Origin of the sequence: Rheinheimera mangrovi (genome assembly GCF_003990335.1) — a bacterium.
Classification (GTDB): domain Bacteria; phylum Pseudomonadota; class Gammaproteobacteria; order Enterobacterales; family Alteromonadaceae; genus Pararheinheimera; species Pararheinheimera mangrovi.
This window is the reverse complement of sequence record NZ_CP034683.1, coordinates 3025608-3043935: the sequence shown is the minus strand read 5'-3', so window position 1 is coordinate 3043935 and position 18328 is coordinate 3025608. Positions and strand designations below refer to the sequence as shown.

Annotated in this window: 17 protein-coding genes; 7 read left to right on the top strand and 10 right to left on the bottom strand. The window is 45.3% G+C overall.

The annotated features are described in order from the left end of the window. Positions 1-483, bottom strand: coding sequence for an Hsp20 family protein (locus tag EK374_RS13660; RefSeq protein ID WP_127024631.1), 483 nt, complete (start codon positions 481-483; stop codon positions 1-3). 189 nt (positions 484-672) lie between these two features. Further along, a complete protein-coding gene (tpx, locus tag EK374_RS13655) occupies positions 673-1281 on the bottom strand; it encodes a thiol peroxidase (RefSeq protein ID WP_127024627.1) in 609 nt (202 codons plus the stop codon). A gap of 143 nt (positions 1282-1424) precedes the next feature. Here tpx and EK374_RS13650 point away from each other — a divergent pair, with 143 nt between their 5' ends. Together EK374_RS13650 and EK374_RS13645 are read left to right on the top strand one after the other, a co-directional pair. Beyond that, a complete protein-coding gene (locus EK374_RS13650) occupies positions 1425-2453 on the top strand; it encodes a response regulator (protein ID WP_127024624.1) in 1029 nt (342 codons plus the stop codon). Further along, positions 2454-3425 carry a sensor domain-containing diguanylate cyclase gene (locus tag EK374_RS13645; RefSeq protein WP_127024621.1) on the top strand — a complete coding sequence of 324 codons (972 nt, stop codon included), beginning with the start codon at positions 2454-2456 and terminating at the stop codon, positions 3423-3425. 118 nt (positions 3426-3543) lie between these two features. Here EK374_RS13645 and EK374_RS13640 read toward each other — a convergent pair whose 3' ends face one another. From EK374_RS13640 to EK374_RS13625, 4 genes are all read right to left on the bottom strand, one after another. Then, complete coding sequence (locus EK374_RS13640; RefSeq protein WP_206099206.1) at positions 3544-5046, bottom strand: SpoVR family protein; 1503 nt, start codon at positions 5044-5046, stop codon at positions 3544-3546. Between the two features lie 23 nt (positions 5047-5069). Further along, on the bottom strand, positions 5070-6338 hold the full coding sequence (locus EK374_RS13635) for a YeaH/YhbH family protein (RefSeq protein WP_127024615.1): 1269 nt from the start codon (positions 6336-6338) through the stop codon (positions 5070-5072). A 21-nt stretch (positions 6339-6359) separates the two neighbouring features. Further along, positions 6360-8282 carry a PrkA family serine protein kinase gene (locus tag EK374_RS13630; RefSeq protein ID WP_127024612.1) on the bottom strand — a complete coding sequence of 641 codons (1923 nt, stop codon included), beginning with the start codon at positions 8280-8282 and terminating at the stop codon, positions 6360-6362. A 232-nt stretch (positions 8283-8514) separates the two neighbouring features. Next, positions 8515-9099, bottom strand: a complete 585-nt coding sequence (locus EK374_RS13625) for a Fe-Mn family superoxide dismutase (RefSeq protein ID WP_127024609.1) — start codon at positions 9097-9099, stop codon at positions 8515-8517. Between the two features lie 225 nt (positions 9100-9324). Here EK374_RS13625 and EK374_RS13620 point away from each other — a divergent pair, with 225 nt between their 5' ends. Beyond that, positions 9325-9663, top strand: a complete 339-nt coding sequence (locus EK374_RS13620) for a Grx4 family monothiol glutaredoxin (RefSeq protein ID WP_127024606.1) — start codon at positions 9325-9327, stop codon at positions 9661-9663. 75 nt (positions 9664-9738) lie between these two features. On the opposite strand, the gene rnt is transcribed toward EK374_RS13620, so the two are convergent. After that, on the bottom strand, positions 9739-10416 hold the full coding sequence (gene rnt, locus EK374_RS13615; protein ID WP_127024603.1) for a ribonuclease T: 678 nt from the start codon (positions 10414-10416) through the stop codon (positions 9739-9741). 129 nt (positions 10417-10545) lie between these two features. Between rnt and EK374_RS13610 the strand changes: the two genes are divergently transcribed. Beyond that, positions 10546-11412: an OmpA family protein gene (locus EK374_RS13610; protein ID WP_127024600.1), complete on the top strand. Its 867-nt coding sequence runs from the start codon at positions 10546-10548 to the stop codon at positions 11410-11412. A gap of 4 nt (positions 11413-11416) precedes the next feature. Here EK374_RS13610 and EK374_RS13605 read toward each other — a convergent pair whose 3' ends face one another. Genes EK374_RS13605 through mnmC form a run of 3 tightly spaced genes read right to left on the bottom strand, consistent with a single transcriptional unit; the run spans position 11417 to position 14324 of the window. Continuing rightward, entirely contained in the window at positions 11417-11875 is a 459-nt protein-coding gene (locus EK374_RS13605; RefSeq protein WP_127024596.1) for a response regulator, read from the bottom strand. Continuing rightward, complete coding sequence (locus EK374_RS21060; RefSeq protein ID WP_127024593.1) at positions 11860-12474, bottom strand: response regulator; 615 nt, start codon at positions 12472-12474, stop codon at positions 11860-11862. Before EK374_RS21060 ends, EK374_RS13605 begins: the two co-directional genes overlap by 16 nt. A gap of 5 nt (positions 12475-12479) precedes the next feature. Next, positions 12480-14324, bottom strand: a complete 1845-nt coding sequence (gene mnmC / locus EK374_RS13595; RefSeq protein WP_233280254.1) for a bifunctional tRNA (5-methylaminomethyl-2-thiouridine)(34)-methyltransferase MnmD/FAD-dependent 5-carboxymethylaminomethyl-2-thiouridine(34) oxidoreductase MnmC — start codon at positions 14322-14324, stop codon at positions 12480-12482. A 165-nt stretch (positions 14325-14489) separates the two neighbouring features. On the opposite strand from mnmC, the gene fabB reads away from it, so the two are divergent. From fabB to EK374_RS13580, 3 genes are all read left to right on the top strand, one after another. Then, entirely contained in the window at positions 14490-15704 is a 1215-nt protein-coding gene (gene fabB / locus EK374_RS13590; RefSeq protein WP_127024587.1) for a beta-ketoacyl-ACP synthase I, read from the top strand. Between the two features lie 130 nt (positions 15705-15834). After that, entirely contained in the window at positions 15835-16968 is a 1134-nt protein-coding gene (locus tag EK374_RS13585) for a 4-phosphoerythronate dehydrogenase (protein ID WP_127024584.1), read from the top strand. A 140-nt stretch (positions 16969-17108) separates the two neighbouring features. Continuing rightward, positions 17109-18128: an aspartate-semialdehyde dehydrogenase gene (locus EK374_RS13580; RefSeq protein ID WP_127024581.1), complete on the top strand. Its 1020-nt coding sequence runs from the start codon at positions 17109-17111 to the stop codon at positions 18126-18128. Positions 18129-18328 lie beyond the last annotated feature (200 nt).

Genomic DNA, 18328 nt, shown 5'->3' with positions numbered 1-18328 from the left:
TTATCCATTACTCACTTGGGCCAAATGTTCATTCAGCAGTTGAGGTTCAACTTTGGCCGTCGACTGCTGATTAATACTGATTTTGCGTGGTTTTAACGCCTCCGGCACTTCACGTACCAGCTCAATATGCAGCAGGCCATGGCTCATCTGAGCGCCAGTCACTTTAATGTAATCAGACAGCTGGAACTTACGTTCAAAGTTACGCTCTGCTATGCCCTGATGCAGAAAGCGGCGACCTTCGGTTTTATCGGCTTTCTGACCACGTACCACTAAGTTGTTGTGTTCAGTCTCAATCGACAGTTCGTTTTCATCAAAGCCGGCAATAGCCATGGTAATACGGTACTGATCTTCACCTGTCACCTCAATATTGTAAGGGGGATAAGCAGGCTGCTTTTCATTGCGGGCAGCGGCATCCATCAGGTTAGCTAAATGATCAAAACCAATAAATGAGCGGTAAAATGGGGTGAAATCTACGGTATGCATAGTTAAAATCCTCTAAGGCGATTTATCTGTTCTGCTCTTCAAATGAACGAGCAATTGTTCCTATACTTTCCTAAGTAATTGCAGTTGCAAGGCAACTTCAAGTCTTAAGGACACAGCAGGTGCCGGATGGCCACCTGCTGTTTTAATATGTTCGTTTAGAGAATTTTCAAGAGAGGGGCAAGCAAATAATTAGGATTTTTTGCCAGTAATTTGCGCAAGAGCAGCCATGCTGTGGGCGTAATCCGGCTCCTGTGCCAACACGGGAACCAACTGTTGATAGGCCAAATTTCCTTTACTATCAATGATTAATACCGCACGAGCCAGAATGCCCATATCTTTAATTAATAAGCCGTAATTACTGCCAAAATCGCGCCAGACGGCATCAGATAACACCATTAACTGATCTACTTTTTCCTGAGCACAATAGCGCTTTTGTGCAAAGGGCAAGTCAGTAGATATGGTCATCATCACCACATCGTCAGACACCTTACTGACTTCCTGATTAAATCTTTTGGTTTGCAGCGAGCAAATTCCTGTGTCGACACTGGGCACCACACTGATCAATACGGTTTTGCCTTTAAAGTTGCTTAATTTGATGGTTTTAAACTTCTCATCTACTACTTGAAAATCAGGTGCTTGTTGCTGCAACTGCACCTGATGGCCTTGCAATTCAACGGCTTTATTACCGACTTTTACCTCAGACAAACGGCTTGGCAACTGAGCATTTAAATCGACTGCCCAAGCCACAGGACTTAAGCTCAGACAGCAGATGATTGTTTTTATCAGATTAGTTGACATTCGATGTCTCCCAGATTGGTAATAGGGCTGAAAGTGAAAAAATAGTAGGTATTGCTTATTTTTTGTCAGATACTACACGGGGTTAGCGCAGAGCCATCTTTCTGACTACACTGAAAAATAACAATACGTGAAGTGAGCCGTAAATGGTAGCAGCAGTTTTGATATGTGACGATTCCAACCTGGCACGTAAGCAAATGGCGAGAGCTTTGCCATCTGAGTGGCAGCAAAATGTACAGTTTGCTGGTCATGGTGGAGAAGCTTTGGATATTTTGCAGCGCCAGTCGATAGACTTACTTTTCCTCGATTTAAATATGCCGATACTGGATGGTTATCAGGTGCTTGCTGCTATCCAGAAACAACAGCTTTCCGTCAAAACCATAGTGGTATCAGGTGATATTCAGCCGGAAGCCCGGGAACGGGTTTTATCTTATGGCGCATTGGATTTTATTAAAAAGCCAGTTGATCAACAAAAGCTGAATCATGTGCTGGGTTTGGTTGAACAAAAAACAATTCAGCAGCAAGAGCAAGCCAAAAACGAACCCAAAGTAGCAGTAAAAAACAGCGGCTCTTTTGTTCTTTCCAACGATTTACGTGATGTGTTCCAGGAGCTGAGCAATGTGGCTATGGGCCAGGCCGGTGACTTATTAGCACGTTTGTTGAACGTATTTGTCAAACTGCCGATCCCTAACGTCAATGTGATTGAAGTCAGCGAATTGCATATGGCCATCGCCTCGGTGGAGCAAAAAGAAAACACCTCTGCAGTCTGTCAGGGCTTTATTGGCGGCGGTGTTGCTGGTGAAGCGCTGCTGATATTGAATGACTCCAGCTTTGTCGATATAGCAAGATTGATGCAGTTCGATGGTGAGCTGACCACTAAAGTCGAGCTGGAGCTATTGATGGATATCGCCAATATTCTGATTGGTGCTGTGTTAAAAGGCCTGGCCGAACAAATTGATATGACCTTTAGTCAGGGTCACCCTGTGGTATTAGGCCAACATGCGCCTGTCAGTGAGTTAATTAAAGCCAATGCCAGACGCTGGCGCCGTACTTTAGCGATAGAAATCAGTTATGGTATTGAAAACTATAATATCAGCTGCGATTTATTACTGTTGTTTACCGAAGACAGTATTAAAACGCTGAATTATAAAGTCGAGTTCCTTCTGGAAGATTAAATGTCACAAAACAACGTAGATGTATCCGAAATCCATTGGTTGATGGACATGTTCCAAACGGTTGACGTTGGTCTGGTGGTGTTATCTGCTGATTACCGCATTCAGGTGTGGAACGGCTTTATGGAAAACCACAGTGGCCTGACGCCCCGTCAGGTGCGTGACAGATACCTGTTTGATTTATTCTCCGAAATTGATGAAGACTGGCTAAGGCGTAAATGCGATCCGGTGATTTTGTTGAAAAACCGTGCTTTCACTATTTGGGAGCAACGACCTTATATTTTTAAATTCCGTAACTACCGGCCTATTACAGGCTCGGCTGAATACATGTATCAAAACAGCACCATATTCCCGCTGAGCGATACTATGGGCAGAGTGACCCACCTTTGCCTGATTATTTATGACGTCACTGACGTGGCTGTCAGCAGGTTAGAGCTGGAGTCGATGAATGGCCAGCTCCGTACTTTATCCAAAACTGACTTCCTGACCGGTTTAAATAACAGAGGCTTTTGGGAAGAGGCGTTGATTAATGAATACAAACGCATCAAACGCAGTGGCCATCACAGTACTTTGCTGATGTGTGACATTGACCACTTTAAAAGAGTGAACGACACCTTCGGCCATGCAGCCGGTGATGCAGTGATCCAACAGGTTGCTGTTGCTGTGAAAAAAAATCTGCGCAGCACTGATGTGGCTGGCCGTTATGGCGGTGAAGAGTTTGCCGTTTTGTTGCTCGATACCACTGTTGAGCAGGCGATGTTTTTTGCTGAACGTCTGCGTAAAAACGTTGAAGCTATGGCTGTGGAGTACAATCAGCAAGTGTTGAGAGTAACCGTCAGTATAGGCGTGGCTGAATACAGTGAAAATATGGGTGAATATCGGGACTGGCTGGAGGCTGCTGATAAGGCTTTGTATCAATCCAAGGCGGCAGGGCGCAACTGCATTACTAAAGCCAGCGGATCAGACCCACTCTGACCCACTACACAAATTGCTTTGGTTGCTTTCTGGTCCCTCAAGCTATTTTTGTAGTTTAATCTGAATCAGATGTTTCACTCGAATTTTGATATCTGGGTCAGAGCAATCTGACCCAGTCTTACAGCGGGCAACTCCCTAAGAGTTTCACGCTACCATCTTCGTTTTGTTGCTCCAGTTGCACATTAAAACCCCAAAGCCGGTGTACGTGCTTCAGCACCTGCTGGAAATTGTCTGACAGTGGAATACGCTGATTAGGAATAAATCTTAAGGTGAGGCTGCGATCCCCTGTGATATCAGCGCTGTACACCTGAATATTGGGTTCAATATTGCTTAAGTTATACTGAGCTGACAAGGTTTGGCGGATTTGCTGGTAGCCCTCAGCGTTATGAATAGCAGCCACTTCCAGCGTGCTTTCTTTGTCATCATCTGTGATGGCAAACAAATGAAAATCCCTGATAATTTTTGGTGATAAATACTGGCTGATAAAACTCTCATCTTTAAAGTTTTGCATGGCAAAATGCAAAGTTTCCAGCCAGTCCGAGCCCGCAATATCCGGAAACCATTCTTTGTCTTCTTCGGTCGGGTGCTCACAAATGCGGCGTAAGTCGGTAAACATGGCATACCCCAAAGCATAAGGGTTAATTCCTGAATAGTATTTACTGTGGTATTCGGGCTGGAATACTACATTAGTGTGATTGTGCAGCACTTCCAGAATAAACTTGTCTGTGACTAAATTCTCCTGATACATATGTTGCAATATGGTGTAGTGCCAGAAGGTTGCCCAGCCTTCATTCATCACCTGGGTTTGTTTTTGCGGATAAAAATACTGCGAAATTTTCCGTACTATACGCACCACTTCACGTTGCCAGGGTTTGAGCAGTGGCGCATTTTTTTCAATAAAATACAAAATATTTTCCTGAGGCTCGGAAGGAAAACGGTATTCATGTTCGGCAGACAAATCGCCTTTATTCGGAATGGTTTTCCACAGCTGATTGACCTGAGACTGCAGATAAGCCTCTCGATCTTTCTGACGCTTTTGCTCTTCGTCCATTGAGATTTTTTGTGGTCTTTTGTATCTGTCAACACCGTAATTCATCAGTGCATGGCAAGAATCCAGCATATCTTCCACTTCGCCGATACCGTATTTTTCTTCGCAGTGACTTAAGTACTGTTTGGCAAATACCAGATAATCGATAATGGACGATGCATCAGTCCAGGTACGAAATAAGTAATTGTTTTTAAAAAAAGAGTTATGACCATAACAGGCGTGCGCCATCACCAGCGCCTGCATAGTCATGGTATTTTCTTCCATCAGATAGGCGATACAAGGGTTGGAGTTGATCACTATTTCATAGGCCAACCCCATAAAACCTCTTTTGTAGTTTTGCTCGGTCTGGATAAACTTTTTGCCATAGGACCAGTGGTTATAACCAATAGGCATACCGACACTGGAATAAGCATCCATCATTTGTTCGGCGGTAATCACTTCAATCTGATTGGGGTAGGTGTCCAGTTTGTATAGTTTGGCGACCCGTTCAATTTCTGCCTGATACTGGCCTAATAATTCAAAGCTCCAGTCCGGGCCATCGGATAAAGGTTGTTTTTGTTCAACAGAAGACATAAGCAACTCCCTGAAGTCAGTAGCTAAGCAGCCTGTTTTTTGAAGAGCTCACGAAATACAGGATAGATGTCTGCTACTTGCCGTATCGGCTGAATAGCAAAGTTATCAAAACTCTGCTGCAATTTTTCGTACTCCAGCCACAAGCTCTGGTGGGGCCTTGGGGTAATTTCGATATAGGCGTAATAACGCACAAAAGGTAAAATTTGTTGTGCCAGTAAATCGGCACATTGCGGGCTGTCATCGGCCCAGTTATCACCGTCTGAGGCCTGAGCTGCGTATATATTCCATTGTGCCGGGTCATATCTGTCTTTGACTATATCGGCCATCATTTTTAGCGCACTGGATACTATAGTGCCGCCAGTTTCTTGTGAGTAAAAAAACTCTTGCTCGTCCACTTCCTTAGCTTGGGTATGATGGCGGATATAGACTACTTCGACATTTTTATAGCTGCGGCTTAAAAACATATAAAGCAGGATATAAAAACGTTTGGCCATATCTTTTGTCGCCTGATCCATAGAACCTGACACATCCATCAGGCAAAACATCACTGCCTTACTGGTAGGTTCAGGGCGCTTCTGGAAATTGCGAAAGCGTAAATCAAAGCTGTCGATAAAAGGTACTGCGCCTATGCGTTTTTCAAGCAGCTCAATTTGTTCGCGCAGTGCCATGAGTTGATGCTGATCCGGCACAGGTTCAGCTTCGACTAAGGCTAATTTTGCCTCCAGTTCATGCAATTCGCGTTTTTTACCGGCCGTCATAGCGACACGGCGGGCTAGAGAGCCTTGTAAGGAACGCACTATATCAATATTGGTAGGCACGCCTTCAGAGCGAAAACCAGCCCGCACATTTTTGTACTGTACCAGTTTATCCAACTGATTTTTTTTCAGATTAGGAAGTTCCAGATCTTCAAATAACAAATCCAGGTATTCGTCTTTAGAAATCGAGAATACAAATTCGTCTTCGCCTTCGCCATCAGCGCTGGCATCGCCTTGGCCAGAACCTGCCCCTTGTCCGCCCTGAGGGCGTTTGATTTTGTCGCCTGGGCTGAATTGGTCATTGCCAGGATGCACCCGTTCTCTGTGGCCACCCTGACCCTGATGGAAAAAAGGCTCCGTAATGTCTTTGCCCGGAATAGAAACTTTTTCACCGTTGTTGATATCAGTGACGCTGCGTTTGCTGATGGCATCGGACACAGCTTGTTTAATTTGCTGCTTATAGCGGCGAATAAAGCGCTGTCGGTTAACAGCACTTTTGTTTTTGCCATTTAAGCGTCGGTCAATAAAATGCGCCATACAACCTCCAAGGCTCTGACCTTACTGCGATTTACGAACCCGTAAATACCACTCGCTCAGTAAGCGCACTTGTTTACGGGTGTAGCCTTTCTCCATCATCCGGTCGACAAAATCATCATGTTTTTTCTGATCGTCTGTGGAAGTTTTGGCGTTAAAGGAAATCACAGGCAACAGCTCTTCGGTGCTGGAGAACATCTTTTTCTCTATCACAGTGCGAAGTTTTTCATAGCTGGTCCAGGTTGGGTTTTTGCCATTGTTTTTGGCTTTGGCCCTCAGCACAAAATTGACGATTTCATTGCGGAAATCTTTTGGATTGCTAATGCCTGCTGGCTTTTCAATTTTCTCAAGCTCAGCATTCAGCGCAGCTCTGTCAAACAGCTGACCAGTTTCCGGGTCTCGGTATTCCTGATCCTGGATCCAAAAGTCTGCATAAGTGACATAACGGTCAAAAATATTCTGGCCATATTCAGAGTACGACTCTAAGTAGGCCGTCTGAATTTCTTTGCCAATGAACTCGATGTATTTCGGAATTAAATAGCCTTTTAAATGCTCCAGATAACGCTCGGCCACATCGGACGGGAATTGCTCCCGTTCTATTTGTTGCTCCAGCACATAAAACAAATGCACTGGGTTAGCTGCTACTTCGGTGGAATCAAAGTTAAACACCCGTGACAAAATTTTAAAGGCAAAGCGGGTCGATAAGCCCGACATGCCTTCATCCACACCGGCGTAATCACGGTATTCCTGATAAGACTTAGCTTTTGGATCTGTATCCTTTAAGCTTTCGCCGTCATAGACCCGCATTTTTGAATATAAACTGGAATTCTCTGGCGCTTTTAAACGCGACAATACGGCAAACTGTGCCAAGGAGGTTAAAGTCGCCGGAGAGCAAGGTGCGACTTTTAATTCGCTATGCTCCAACAGTTTTTCATAAATTTTGACTTCTTCAGACACCCGCAGGCAATAAGGCACTTTGACAATATAAACCCTGTCTAAAAAGGCCTCGTTGTTTTTGTTGTTGCGAAAGGTCTGCCATTCCGACTCATTACTGTGTGCCAGAATAATGCCTTCAAAGGGCAGGGCGGCTAAACCTTCAGTACCGTTGTAATTACCTTCCTGAGTGGCAGTTAACAGTGGATGCAGCACCTTAATAGGCGCTTTAAACATCTCAACAAACTCCATCAGGCCTTGATTGGCTCGGCATAAAGCGCCTGAGTAGGCGTAGGCATCCGGGTCGTTTTGGGCAAAATGCTCCAACTGGCGGATATCCACTTTACCCACTAAAGATGCGATGTCCTGATTGTTTTCATCACCAGGCTCAGTTTTAGCTATACAGATTTGATCCAGAATAGAGGGGTATTTTTTTACCACTTTAAACTGGCTGATATCGCCGTTAAATTCATGCAGACGTTTACTGGCCCAGGGTGACATAATGGTTTTCAGGTAACGTTTGGGAATGCCGTATTCCTGCTCCAGAATATTGCCATCTTCGTTCACATCAAACAGACACAAAGGACTGTCGTAAACAGGTGAGCCTTTAATGTAATACACAGGAACCTGCTGCATCAGCGATTTTAGCTTTTCAGCTAAGGATGATTTACCGCCCCCGACCGGACCCAATAGGTATAAAATTTGTTTGCGTTCTTCCAGTCCCTGAGCTGAGTGTTTCAGGTAGGAGACAATTTGCTCTATCGCGTCTTCCATGCCATAAAACTCGGCAAAAGCCGGATAACGGCCTATCACACGGTTTGAAAACAGGCGGCTGAGTTTTGAGTCCTGTGCTGTGTCAATCAGCTCAGGTTGACCTATGGCCATTAACAAACGCTCGGCAGCGCTTGCATAACAACTTTTGTCTTTTTTACACAGCTCCAGATATTCCTGGATGCTGTATTCCTCTTCTTTGGCTGCTTCGTATCTAGATTTGTAGTGCTCAAAAATGCCCATAGTGCACCTCCGAAACTGGTCTGTGGGAACTGAATGCAAATAAAGCCACTGATGTAAGGTTAGACAGTAAAAAAGCGCTTCGCTCAACTAATTCACAGAAAAATATGAATTTTTTTTGTAGCGATGGGTGAACAGAACAGTAAGGCAGAACTTTAATTGAGGGCTGGTTTTTAATTCGGAACAAAAGAAAAAGCCCGGCAAGCCGGGCTTAAAGATTTACAACAACAGCAAATTAAGCAGCGAAGTTTTTCGCAGCAAATTCCCAGTTGATTAATGCCCAGAAGGCATTTAAGTAAGTTGGGCGAGCATTGCGGAAATCGATGTAGTAGGCATGTTCCCACAGATCCACTGTCATCAGCGCAGTGACTGAAGTATCAGTCAGTGGCGTGCCAGCGTTGCTGGTGTTAACGATATCTAAAGAACCGTCTGCTTTTTTCACTAACCAGGTCCAGCTTGAACCGAAGTTGTTAACAGCTTTGTCATTAAAAGCTGTCTGGAATGCAGCAAAAGAGCCCCACTGTGCAGTAATTGCAGCAGCTAAAGCGCCAGTTGGTTCACCGCCACCATTTGGTGATAAGCAGTTCCAGTAAAAGGTGTGGTTCCAAATTTGCGCTGCGTTGTTAAATACCGGACCCTGAGAAGTACGGATAATATCTTCTAAAGACTTACCGGCAAATTCAGTACCTTCAACTAATGAATTCAGCTTCACAACATAGGCGTTATGGTGTTTGCCATGGTGATAATCCAGAGTTTCAGGAGAGATGTGAGGTAATAATGCGTCTTTTGCGAAAGGTAATGCTGGTAATTCGAAAGCCATTGTCGTTCTCCGTAGGCGTTGTTTATGGGGTCTGCATCGCGTAGACTACAAAACCCGACTAAATTACTCAAGTTTTAGTCGTAAATTTCACAGCCTGAGCTTATTGCAATGCAAGTGTCTGCTCCCCATATTCTTGGGGCACTTTGTAAAATCTCAAGTGCGAAATAAACGAACTCAGCGTAAAATGAGATAAATTTTTAAACCCAGTAGTGCCAGAGGCTGAAGATGGAAACCATTGAGAAAATTGAACAACAGTTGGCTGATAATCCAATCATTCTTTATATGAAAGGTTCGCCGAAATTCCCGAGTTGCGGTTTTTCAGCTCAGGCTTCTCAAGCCCTGATTGCATGTGGCCAACCTTTTGCGTTTGTCGACATTCTGCAAAACCCGGATATCCGTGCTGAATTACCAAAATATGCCAACTGGCCAACTTTCCCGCAGTTATGGGTTGAAGGTGAGCTGATTGGTGGTTGTGACATTATTCTGGAAATGTTCCAGCGTGGTGAATTGCAGCCGTTAATTAATGAGACTGCAGCTAAACACAACAGCGAAAGCGCAGAGTAATTTTGCGTTTGAAGCAAAAAGGCAGCTCAGGCTGCCTTTTGTATTTCTACATCATTATTTATAAATTCGAATCGATTAAGCCGGATCAGACAGCGTACTTTCTTGTGGTTCACTATCATCCATCAGCATAGGTGGCGGCCAGCCGCCAAGTTGATGCCAACGGTTGACTATGTAGCAAAACAGTTCAGCCGTGCGTTCTGTGTCATACAAAGCGCTGTGCGCTTCTTTGTTATCAAAATCAATACCGGCTTGTTTGCAGGCTTTGGCCAAAACCGTCTGACCTAAAGCCAGGGCTGACAAGGTCGTAGTATCAAAAGACACAAAAGCATGAAAAGGCGATCGTTTTAATTTAATTCGATCAATAGCTGCATTTAAAAAACTTTGATCAAAAGCAGCGTTATGAGCCACAACCACAGCACGCTGGCAGTCGGCATCCTTCTGAGCTTTACGTACAGCACGACAAATTTCAGTCAGGGCTTCCCGCTCTGAAACCGCGCCACGAAGAGGGTTGTAGGGGTCTATACCATTAAAAGCCAAAGAGCTTGCTTCCATGTTGGCACCTTCAAAAGGTTCAATATGAAAATGCAAAGTCTGGCTTGGAACAAGCATGCCTTTTTCGTCTATAGTCAACAAAGTTGCAGCGATTTCTAACAATGCATCTGTTTTTGCATTAAAGCCTGCGGTTTCTACGTCGATAACAACAGGGAAGTAGCCACGAAAACGTTGTGCTAACGGATGTAAAGCTTGAGTCATAAGGCCTGTGTCCTGATAAGATTGGCAGGTATTATGCCAAATAAATTGCGAAGCGTCTTGTTTGAGTACCTTGTTTGTCCTGGTTGAAGTTGAAAAACAACGGGTGTTGAGATGAAAAAAGGGAAACCTATGCGATATAAGCTCTGGCTGGTGCTGTTTTTGCTTTCTGCTACGCAAGCGGAAGCTGGATTGCGTCAGTATTCGGCTACATTGGACCAGTCCACCTGGGCTTTAAAGCAAAATTCGCCTTTAGTCTGTGAGCTCAGCCATCCTGTTCCTCATTTTGGTGAAGCTTTTTTCAGGAGTATGGCTGGCAAAGAGCTGAATATGCAGTTTGAACTGAATATGCTGCGTTTACCTGACCATTACGCTTTGGCAGAAGTGCTGTCAGTACCACCGGTCTGGCGTCCGGGCGAGCAGGCGAAAGCCATCAGCAGCATGAAAATGCTAAAACAGTTTGATGGTGATTTAGGCAAGGCGGAAAGCTGGATTATGCTGACGGAGCTGGAGCAAGGTTATAGCCCAACTTTTTATTTCTCTGATTGGTACAGTCCTTATGACAAGGTCAGCGTATCACTGAATCCTGTGCATTTTATTGAAGCAATGGATCAGTTTACCCAGTGTGTCAGTGCCTTGCTGCCCTACACCTTTGACGATATTGCCTTTACCGTATTGACCTATGAATCAGGTGGCGATGAGCTGACCAAAGCCTCTAAAAAGCGTTTAGAACAAATAGCACAGTATTTAAAGCATGATCAGAGCATCGAGAGTATTGATATTCAGGCTTACAGTGACTCTTTTGGTGGTCGTTGGATGAATGAGCAGCTGTCGATAAAACGCGCTGAAGCCATCAAAACCAAGCTGGTCAGTTTTGGTCTGGAGAAAAGCAGAATACGCACCGAAGGTTTGGGTGAAAAACGTCATGTGGCTTCGAATGAAAGCTCATTAGGCCGCGCCAAAAACCGTCGTGTAGTGATTCAAATGGAAAAGCCCTGATGGTTCAGGGCTTTTGGATCAGGGGTTCGGAAGCAGCTTTTGGTAGCTTGTCGTAGTAACGATCAAACTGTTTTAACACCGCCAGAATTTTATCTGCGGTAAAAGGTTTGACGATAAATGAGGCCGCGCCTGAAGCTATGCTGGTTTTGACATTTTCCAGCGTGCTTACGCCGCTGACCATCACGACAAAACAATCTGGTTTTTGTTCTTTAAAGCGCGTGAGCAATTCAAGACCTGAACCATCAGGTAATTCAATATCCAAAAACACTATATCTGGTAGTTGCTGGCTGAAAGTGAGCAAAGCTGAAGAAGCGTTATGAGCCTGAAAATAGCTGAAGGCTTTGTATTTTAATTTTTCTCTGGAAAATAACGCAGTCAGATTGTTGCGTAACAATTGTCTGTTGTAATCCAGATCGTCCACCAGCAATATTTTTTGTTCCCGCACTTTTACTTTAGTTTGCATGCCTTGCACTGCTCCAGAAAATAGGTGGCGCGCTCTGTCCTTTGCCCTAACGGTATAGTTTCCCATTCACTTTGTAATTGAGCGGCCAACTGACTCAAAGGGGCTAAATCAAAGCTGGCGGCACTGCCTTTAAGTTGATGCACAATTGCCATAAAATCAATCCAATTTTGTTGTTCTGAGAGCACAACCAGTTGCTGCAATAACTGTTTAGCATGTGCCAGATAAGCCTCTTTCAGCTCTGTTGGCAGTTCTAATGTTATCGAAGGAATAGCTTTAAACTTTGTCAGTTGCTGTTGAACCTCTGGCCACAGCAGTGGTTTTTTCAGTACTAAATCAAAGCCAACAGCTGTCACCTCTTCGGCCGACATGGCAACAATAGGCCTGTCGTAGCCCAACTTACGTAGCATCTGCATTGCGCTGACGCCATCCAGTATTGGCATCTGAATATCCATAAAAATCAGATCAAACTGGTAACTTAACGCCTGCTGCACTGCAGCATCACCATTGTCTGCCCAAATAACCTGATGGCCCGCACTTTCAGCTTGTAACTGAAACAACTGGGCCAGTAGTTTATCATCTTCAGCAAAAAGTAAGTTCAAAGGGATTATTCCACAGTGCTGTGGCGAAGATAGCGTTGTATATCAATGCTATCCAGCTGTTGTACCGTTAAAGGTAGTGGCTCTTTCATAATGACACAAGCCAATACTTCAGCCAGTAGTGGGGCCCAGGTTAACCCCCGAGCGCCTAAAGCGCCAAACCTCCATAGCTGTTTTTGCTTACCAAGCACAGGCATATGATCCGGTACAGTGGCACGTAAACCTGCTTTGGCAGACATCACTTCAACATCATCAAACCAATCGGGTTGCCCTAATGTTTGATTGACTAAATCGAGGTTTTGTTGATTGTCTTCTGCCAGAACTTCGCTGTGTCCACTGCTGCGGTCAAAGGTCGCTCCAACGCAATGCAGTTGCTGGTGGGCTGGGGTGATATAACCCTGATGGCACACCACAGTTTTTAGTGGCGTCATAGTCCTGCTTTGCAGATGACTGACCTGGCCACGAATTTGTCGAAGTGGAAAGGACTCCTGCTGCGCAAGAGCATTTAATAGCGCCCCTGTGGCCAAAACCACTGTTGTCGCATGCAATGTTCCAGCGGAGCTTTCCAGTTCACAGTAGTGCTTATGCTCTTTAATTTGATGCACCTGAGTACTGTAAAGAATCTCAACGCCTTGGCTGCTAAGCCAGTGCGCCATCTGCTGGCAATAGTCTTGAGGACATAACCAGCCTGCGGTTGGAAAAAATAAGCCGTCATAAGGCAATTCAAGCCCTGCGATTTGTGAGGCTTGCTCTTTGGTGACAGGACTAAACAAGCCGCTTAAGGCAAAGGCTTGCTGCTGGATTTTATGTTGACGTTTAATAAGATTTTCGTTGCAGGCAAGAGTCAATACACCACACCAATCAGCCGCTACTGCTAATTTTTCCAGCCAGGTCTCATAAAACTGCCTGGCATATAAAAAGCTCTGGCAACTTAAAGACGACATCAGATCGTAAGTCGCATGCAGATTAGGGTAAACAGCGCCCTGGCGGTTGTGGGATGCCCCCATACCCGCTTCTGCATCCGCACACAGCAACTGAACTTTTAATCCTTTTTGCCATAACGCAAAAGCAGCATTAATACCCGCGACACCAGCACCTATCACTGTGATTTGGTTAGGCTGATCTGCAGTCAATTCGGCTGCCTGCTCAGCAGTTGCAATTAGCATTTCGCGTTTTTGGCCATGGCCTTTGGTTTTTCTGGCAAAAAAACCTGCGTCATTTAAACCACGACGGACAAAACCTGCGCAGGTAAAGGTGGAAGCTGTTGTGCCGCTGTGACTCAACCTGAACATCTGATTAAACAAATTTTGTTGCCACATATCCGGGTTTTTACTGGGGGCAAAACCATCTAAATACCAGGCATCAACTTTATTATGCTCCGGCACTTGCGGCAGCAATTCATTCACATCTCCCAGCCATAAATCCAGTACCACAGAGCCATCATCAAAAGTCATTCGATGTGGGCCTGGCAAAGCTACAGGGTAGTTTTGTACTAATAAAGTTGTCAGTTCAGCCAGTTGGGGCCAGGCGGTTAAAGCTTTGGTTAAGTCTGCTTTACTAAAGGGATATTTTTCGAAACTGCTGAAGTATAGACGCTGACAAGTGGTGGACTGCGCTTTGTACTGGCGAAACCGCAACCAGGTCAGCAGAAAGTTTAAGCCTGTGCCAAAACCAGTTTCTGCGATATGAAAAAATGGGCGCGGATGAGTAAACCAACGTTCAGGTAACTGATTTTTATGTAAAAACACATAATCGGTTTCGTCCAGGCCGCCATTGTCGGAAAAATAAATATCGCCAAACAGGTCGGAAACCGGTGTGCCAGCGTCGTTGTAGTGAACTTGAGCCTGTTGCAATGAAGTCAAACCCTATCGAAAAAGAATAAGGTATTGTAACTTAGCCGCAATATAAATAGATAATAGTGTACAGCTGTGCGCTGAAAGCGGACCAGTTTCGAAAAGAAACTCCGTACAATGTGGCGCAATTACTAAAAGACATCCGATTTTTTGTTTGGAGCAAGCATGAAAAGAGCAGTGATCACAGGGTTAGGCATAGTATCCAGTATTGGTAACGATAAACAGCAAGTGCTGGAATCGTTAAAAGCCGGACGCTCAGGTATTAAAGCGTCACAGGAGTTTGCCGACATGGGCCTGAGATCACAGGTCTGGGGCCAGATTGAAATTGATACTGCGGCGTTAATCGACCGCAAAGCCTTACGTTTTATGGGCGATGCAGCAGCTTATGCTTATATCTCTATGCAACAAGCCATTGACGACGCGGGATTAACCCCTGACCAAGTGTCGAATTTTCGCACTGGCTTAGTGGTAGGTTCTGGCGGTGCTTCCTCTAAAACTCAGATTGAAGCAGCAGATACTTTACGTGAAAAAGGCGTAAAACGTGTGGGCCCTTATGCAGTGCCAAAAACTATGTCGAGCACCTGTTCAGCATGTTTAGCTACTCCTTTTGAAATCAAAGGTGTGAACTACTCCATTAGTTCTGCCTGTGCGACCAGCGCCCATTGTATTGGTCATGCTGTTGAGCTGATTCAGTTAGGTAAACAGGATATTATTTTTGCCGGTGGCGGTGAAGAAGTGCACTGGACTTTAGCGATGGAATTCGACGCTATGGGCGCTTTGTCTACTAAATACAACGAAACGCCTGAACTGGCGTCCCGTACTTATGACGCTGACCGTGATGGTTTTGTCATCAGCGGTGGTGGTGGTATTTTAGTGGTTGAAGAGCTGGAACATGCGCTGGCACGTGGCGCTAAAATTTACGCTGAAATCGTAGGCTACGGCGCAACTTCAGATGGGTACGACATGGTAGCGCCAAGTGGTGAAGGCGCAGTGCGTTGCATGGAAATGGCGATGAAAGACGTGAAAGGTCCAATCGACTACGTCAATACTCACGGTACCAGTACTCCGGTTGGCGATGTCAAAGAATTAGGTGCTATCCAGCAGGTGTTTGGTGGCAAATCTCCAGCCATCAGCGCAACCAAAGCCATGACAGGCCATGCCTTAGGCGCTGCTGGTGTGCATGAAGCCATTTATTCGCTGTTGATGATGGAACATAACTTTATTGCACCTTCTATCAACGTCAATACGCTGGACGAAGCTGCTGCTGGTTTAAATATCGTGACTAAAGCGACAGAAGCTCAACTGACAACAGTGATGTCAAACAGCTTCGGTTTTGGTGGTACCAACGCCACCTTAGTGATGCAAAAATACCAGGGCTAATTTTTTCCGCTGTCAAATAACGCTGCCTGGTGCAGCGTTTTTTATTGGCGAGTCAAAAATTAACAAATCCGATAGCTCAAAGGATTGAGCGTAGTTACAATACCGCCATTCTGGCTGTGGACTGATACAGATGAAGATATACGCCGACGAAAATATGCCGTACGTCAAAGACTTCTTTGCCGAATTAGGCGAAGTAACGCTGGTCAATGGCCGCACTTTAACTGCTGAGCAGATTGTTGATGCAGATGTGCTGCTGGTGCGCTCTGTGACCAAGGTCAATCAGCAGCTGTTATCAAAAAGCCCGCAGCTGAAATTCGTCGGCACTGCGACTATCGGCACCGATCACATCGATCAGAGTTATCTGCAACAACGGGGTATTGGTTTTAGCAGTGCGCCTGGTTGTAATGCTCAGTCTGTGGTTGAGTATGTATTGAGTAGCATCTTTGTGCTGGCTGAAAAATACCAATGGAATTTGCAGCAAAAAACTGTGGGTGTAGTAGGGGTTGGCAATATAGGTCGTTTACTGGTGAACGCTCTGGAGGCGTTGTCCATCAAGGTTTTATGCTGCGACCCACAGCGTGCTGCCGCCGAGCCTGATTTTCCGCATATTCCGTTTGAGCAGTTATTACCTCAGGCGGATGTTGTCAGTTTTCATGTGCCTCTAATCAAAACAGGTCCTGACGCCACTGTGGATTTACTGAACAGCCGGACCTTAAAGTTACTTAAGCCTGATTGCGCCGTGATCAATGCCTGTCGTGGTGAAGTGACCAATAATCAGGATTTATTGGTCGAAGCTCAGTCTGGTCTGAAAAGACCGCTGGTGCTGGATGTTTGGGCTAATGAGCCAGAACCGGATCTAAGGCTGATTCCTTATACAGATATAGCCAGCGCTCATATTGCAGGACACAGTATTGAAGGCAAAGCCCGTGGTACAGAAATGCTGTATCAGGCATTTTGCCAGCAGTTGGGGTTAAGCCCGGCAAAGACTCTGGCGCAAGTGCTGCCAGAGCCTCAGGTTTCAGAGCTGAAAATAAATTCAAATTTTGGACTTTTAGATGTCCAAAATCTAAGCCGGCTGTTATATGATGTGCGCCGGGACGATGCTTTGTTTCGTTTCTACATGATGCAAGATAAGAAAACACAAGGTTTTGACTGGCTTAGAAAGTCATACCCACCGCGGCGTGAATACAGCTCGGTGCGGCTGACAGGACAAGAGGTGCCTGAGTTTTTAACAACATTAGGTTTTAACACCCAAATTAATTGACGTTGCAGCGCGGCGACAAGCGAACGAGACCCCAGGAGCATAGTAGTCCTATGTGACTGGGGCGAAGAGCGTAGTCAACAATGCGGCAGCGTCAAGTAAGAAGGGTAAAGCAGCCAGTAACAAATGAAAGGGGAATAACCATGGCTCAGCAATACGACGTCGCTGTGTTAGGTGCTACAGGTTTAGTAGGCCAGCATTTAATTGAAATTTTAGAACAGCGCGATTTTCCGGTAAATAAACTTTATCCTTTAGCCAGCAGCCGCTCTGCCGGTGGTTTTATCACCTTTAAGGGTAAACAAATCGAAGTACTGGATGCTGAGACCTTTGACTGGACTAAGGTGCAGATTGGTTTGTTCTCTGCGGGTGGCAGTGTTTCTGCAACTTATGCACCTCGTGCTGCCGATGCCGGTTGTGTGGTGATCGACAACACCTCACATTTCCGCTACGAAGCCGATATTCCACTGGTGGTGCCAGAAGTGAATGCACACGCTATTGCTGAGTTTCGTAACCGCAATATCATCGCCAACCCAAACTGCTCCACCATTCAAATGCTGGTGGCCTTAAAGCCTATTCATGATGCCGTAGGTATCAGCCGTATTAATGTGGCCACTTATCAGTCGGTTGCTGGTGCTGGTCAACAGGGCGTTGAGGCATTAGCTAAAGAGACAGCTCAGTTGCTCAACGGTCGCCCTCTAGAAGAAGGCGGCAAGTTTGCCCGCCAGATCGCTTTTAACTGTATCCCACAAATTGATGTATTTCTGGACAATGGTTACACCAAAGAAGAAATGAAAATGCACTGGGAAACCCAAAAAATTATGGGTGACGCCAGCATTTCCGTAAATGCTACTGCGGTTCGTGTGCCGGTGTTTTATGGCCATGCCGAAGCTGTGCATCTGGAAACCCGCATGCCAATCAGTGTTGAGCAGGTCAAAGCTTTGTTAGCTAACGCACCTGGTGTCACGCTGATGGAAGACAACGCAGATTATCCAACTCAGGTGGGCAATGCTGCGGGTCAGGATGACGTCTTTGTTGGTCGTATTCGTCAGGACTTCTCGCACGAAAATGGCATTAACTTATGGGTTGTTGCAGATAATATCCGTAAAGGTGCTGCCACCAACAGTATTCAGATCGCTGAGCATCTAATTCGCGATTATCTGTAAACGCAGATTAAAACTAAACAAAGGCTCCTGATGGGGCCTTTGTTGTTTTCTATACGCAAATTAATCTCAACAAAGCTGCAGCTTCAGGTGAGAAGAGGATAAAGCATTTGATTCTGCAGCCGATATAAGCAACAGAGCAGATTATCTATAAGCGTAGCCAGTGGCATCCTTCTGGTTTACTATTCAGGTATGGAACGATG

What these genes read in the sequence shown, in the direction of transcription:
- EK374_RS13625 (WP_127024609.1), bottom strand. Translation starts at nt 9,099, where the DNA reads ATGGCTTTCGAATTACCAGCATTACCTTTCGCAAAAGACGCATTATTA.
- EK374_RS13585 (WP_127024584.1), top strand. Translation starts at nt 15,835, where the DNA reads ATGAAGATATACGCCGACGAAAATATGCCGTACGTCAAAGACTTCTTT.
- EK374_RS13645 (WP_127024621.1), top strand. Translation starts at nt 2,454, where the DNA reads ATGTCACAAAACAACGTAGATGTATCCGAAATCCATTGGTTGATGGAC.
- fabB (WP_127024587.1), top strand. Translation starts at nt 14,490, where the DNA reads ATGAAAAGAGCAGTGATCACAGGGTTAGGCATAGTATCCAGTATTGGT.
- rnt (WP_127024603.1), bottom strand. Translation starts at nt 10,416, where the DNA reads ATGACTCAAGCTTTACATCCGTTAGCACAACGTTTTCGTGGCTACTTC.
- EK374_RS13620 (WP_127024606.1), top strand. Translation starts at nt 9,325, where the DNA reads ATGGAAACCATTGAGAAAATTGAACAACAGTTGGCTGATAATCCAATC.
- EK374_RS13640 (WP_206099206.1), bottom strand. Translation starts at nt 5,046, where the DNA reads ATGTCTTCTGTTGAACAAAAACAACCTTTATCCGATGGCCCGGACTGG.
- EK374_RS13580 (WP_127024581.1), top strand. Translation starts at nt 17,109, where the DNA reads ATGGCTCAGCAATACGACGTCGCTGTGTTAGGTGCTACAGGTTTAGTA.
- EK374_RS13635 (WP_127024615.1), bottom strand. Translation starts at nt 6,338, where the DNA reads ATGGCGCATTTTATTGACCGACGCTTAAATGGCAAAAACAAAAGTGCT.
- EK374_RS13650 (WP_127024624.1), top strand. Translation starts at nt 1,425, where the DNA reads ATGGTAGCAGCAGTTTTGATATGTGACGATTCCAACCTGGCACGTAAG.
- EK374_RS13610 (WP_127024600.1), top strand. Translation starts at nt 10,546, where the DNA reads ATGCGATATAAGCTCTGGCTGGTGCTGTTTTTGCTTTCTGCTACGCAA.
- EK374_RS13630 (WP_127024612.1), bottom strand. Translation starts at nt 8,282, where the DNA reads ATGGGCATTTTTGAGCACTACAAATCTAGATACGAAGCAGCCAAAGAA.
- tpx (WP_127024627.1), bottom strand. Translation starts at nt 1,281, where the DNA reads ATGTCAACTAATCTGATAAAAACAATCATCTGCTGTCTGAGCTTAAGT.
- EK374_RS13605 (WP_127024596.1), bottom strand. Translation starts at nt 11,875, where the DNA reads ATGCAAACTAAAGTAAAAGTGCGGGAACAAAAAATATTGCTGGTGGAC.
- EK374_RS13660 (WP_127024631.1), bottom strand. Translation starts at nt 483, where the DNA reads ATGCATACCGTAGATTTCACCCCATTTTACCGCTCATTTATTGGTTTT.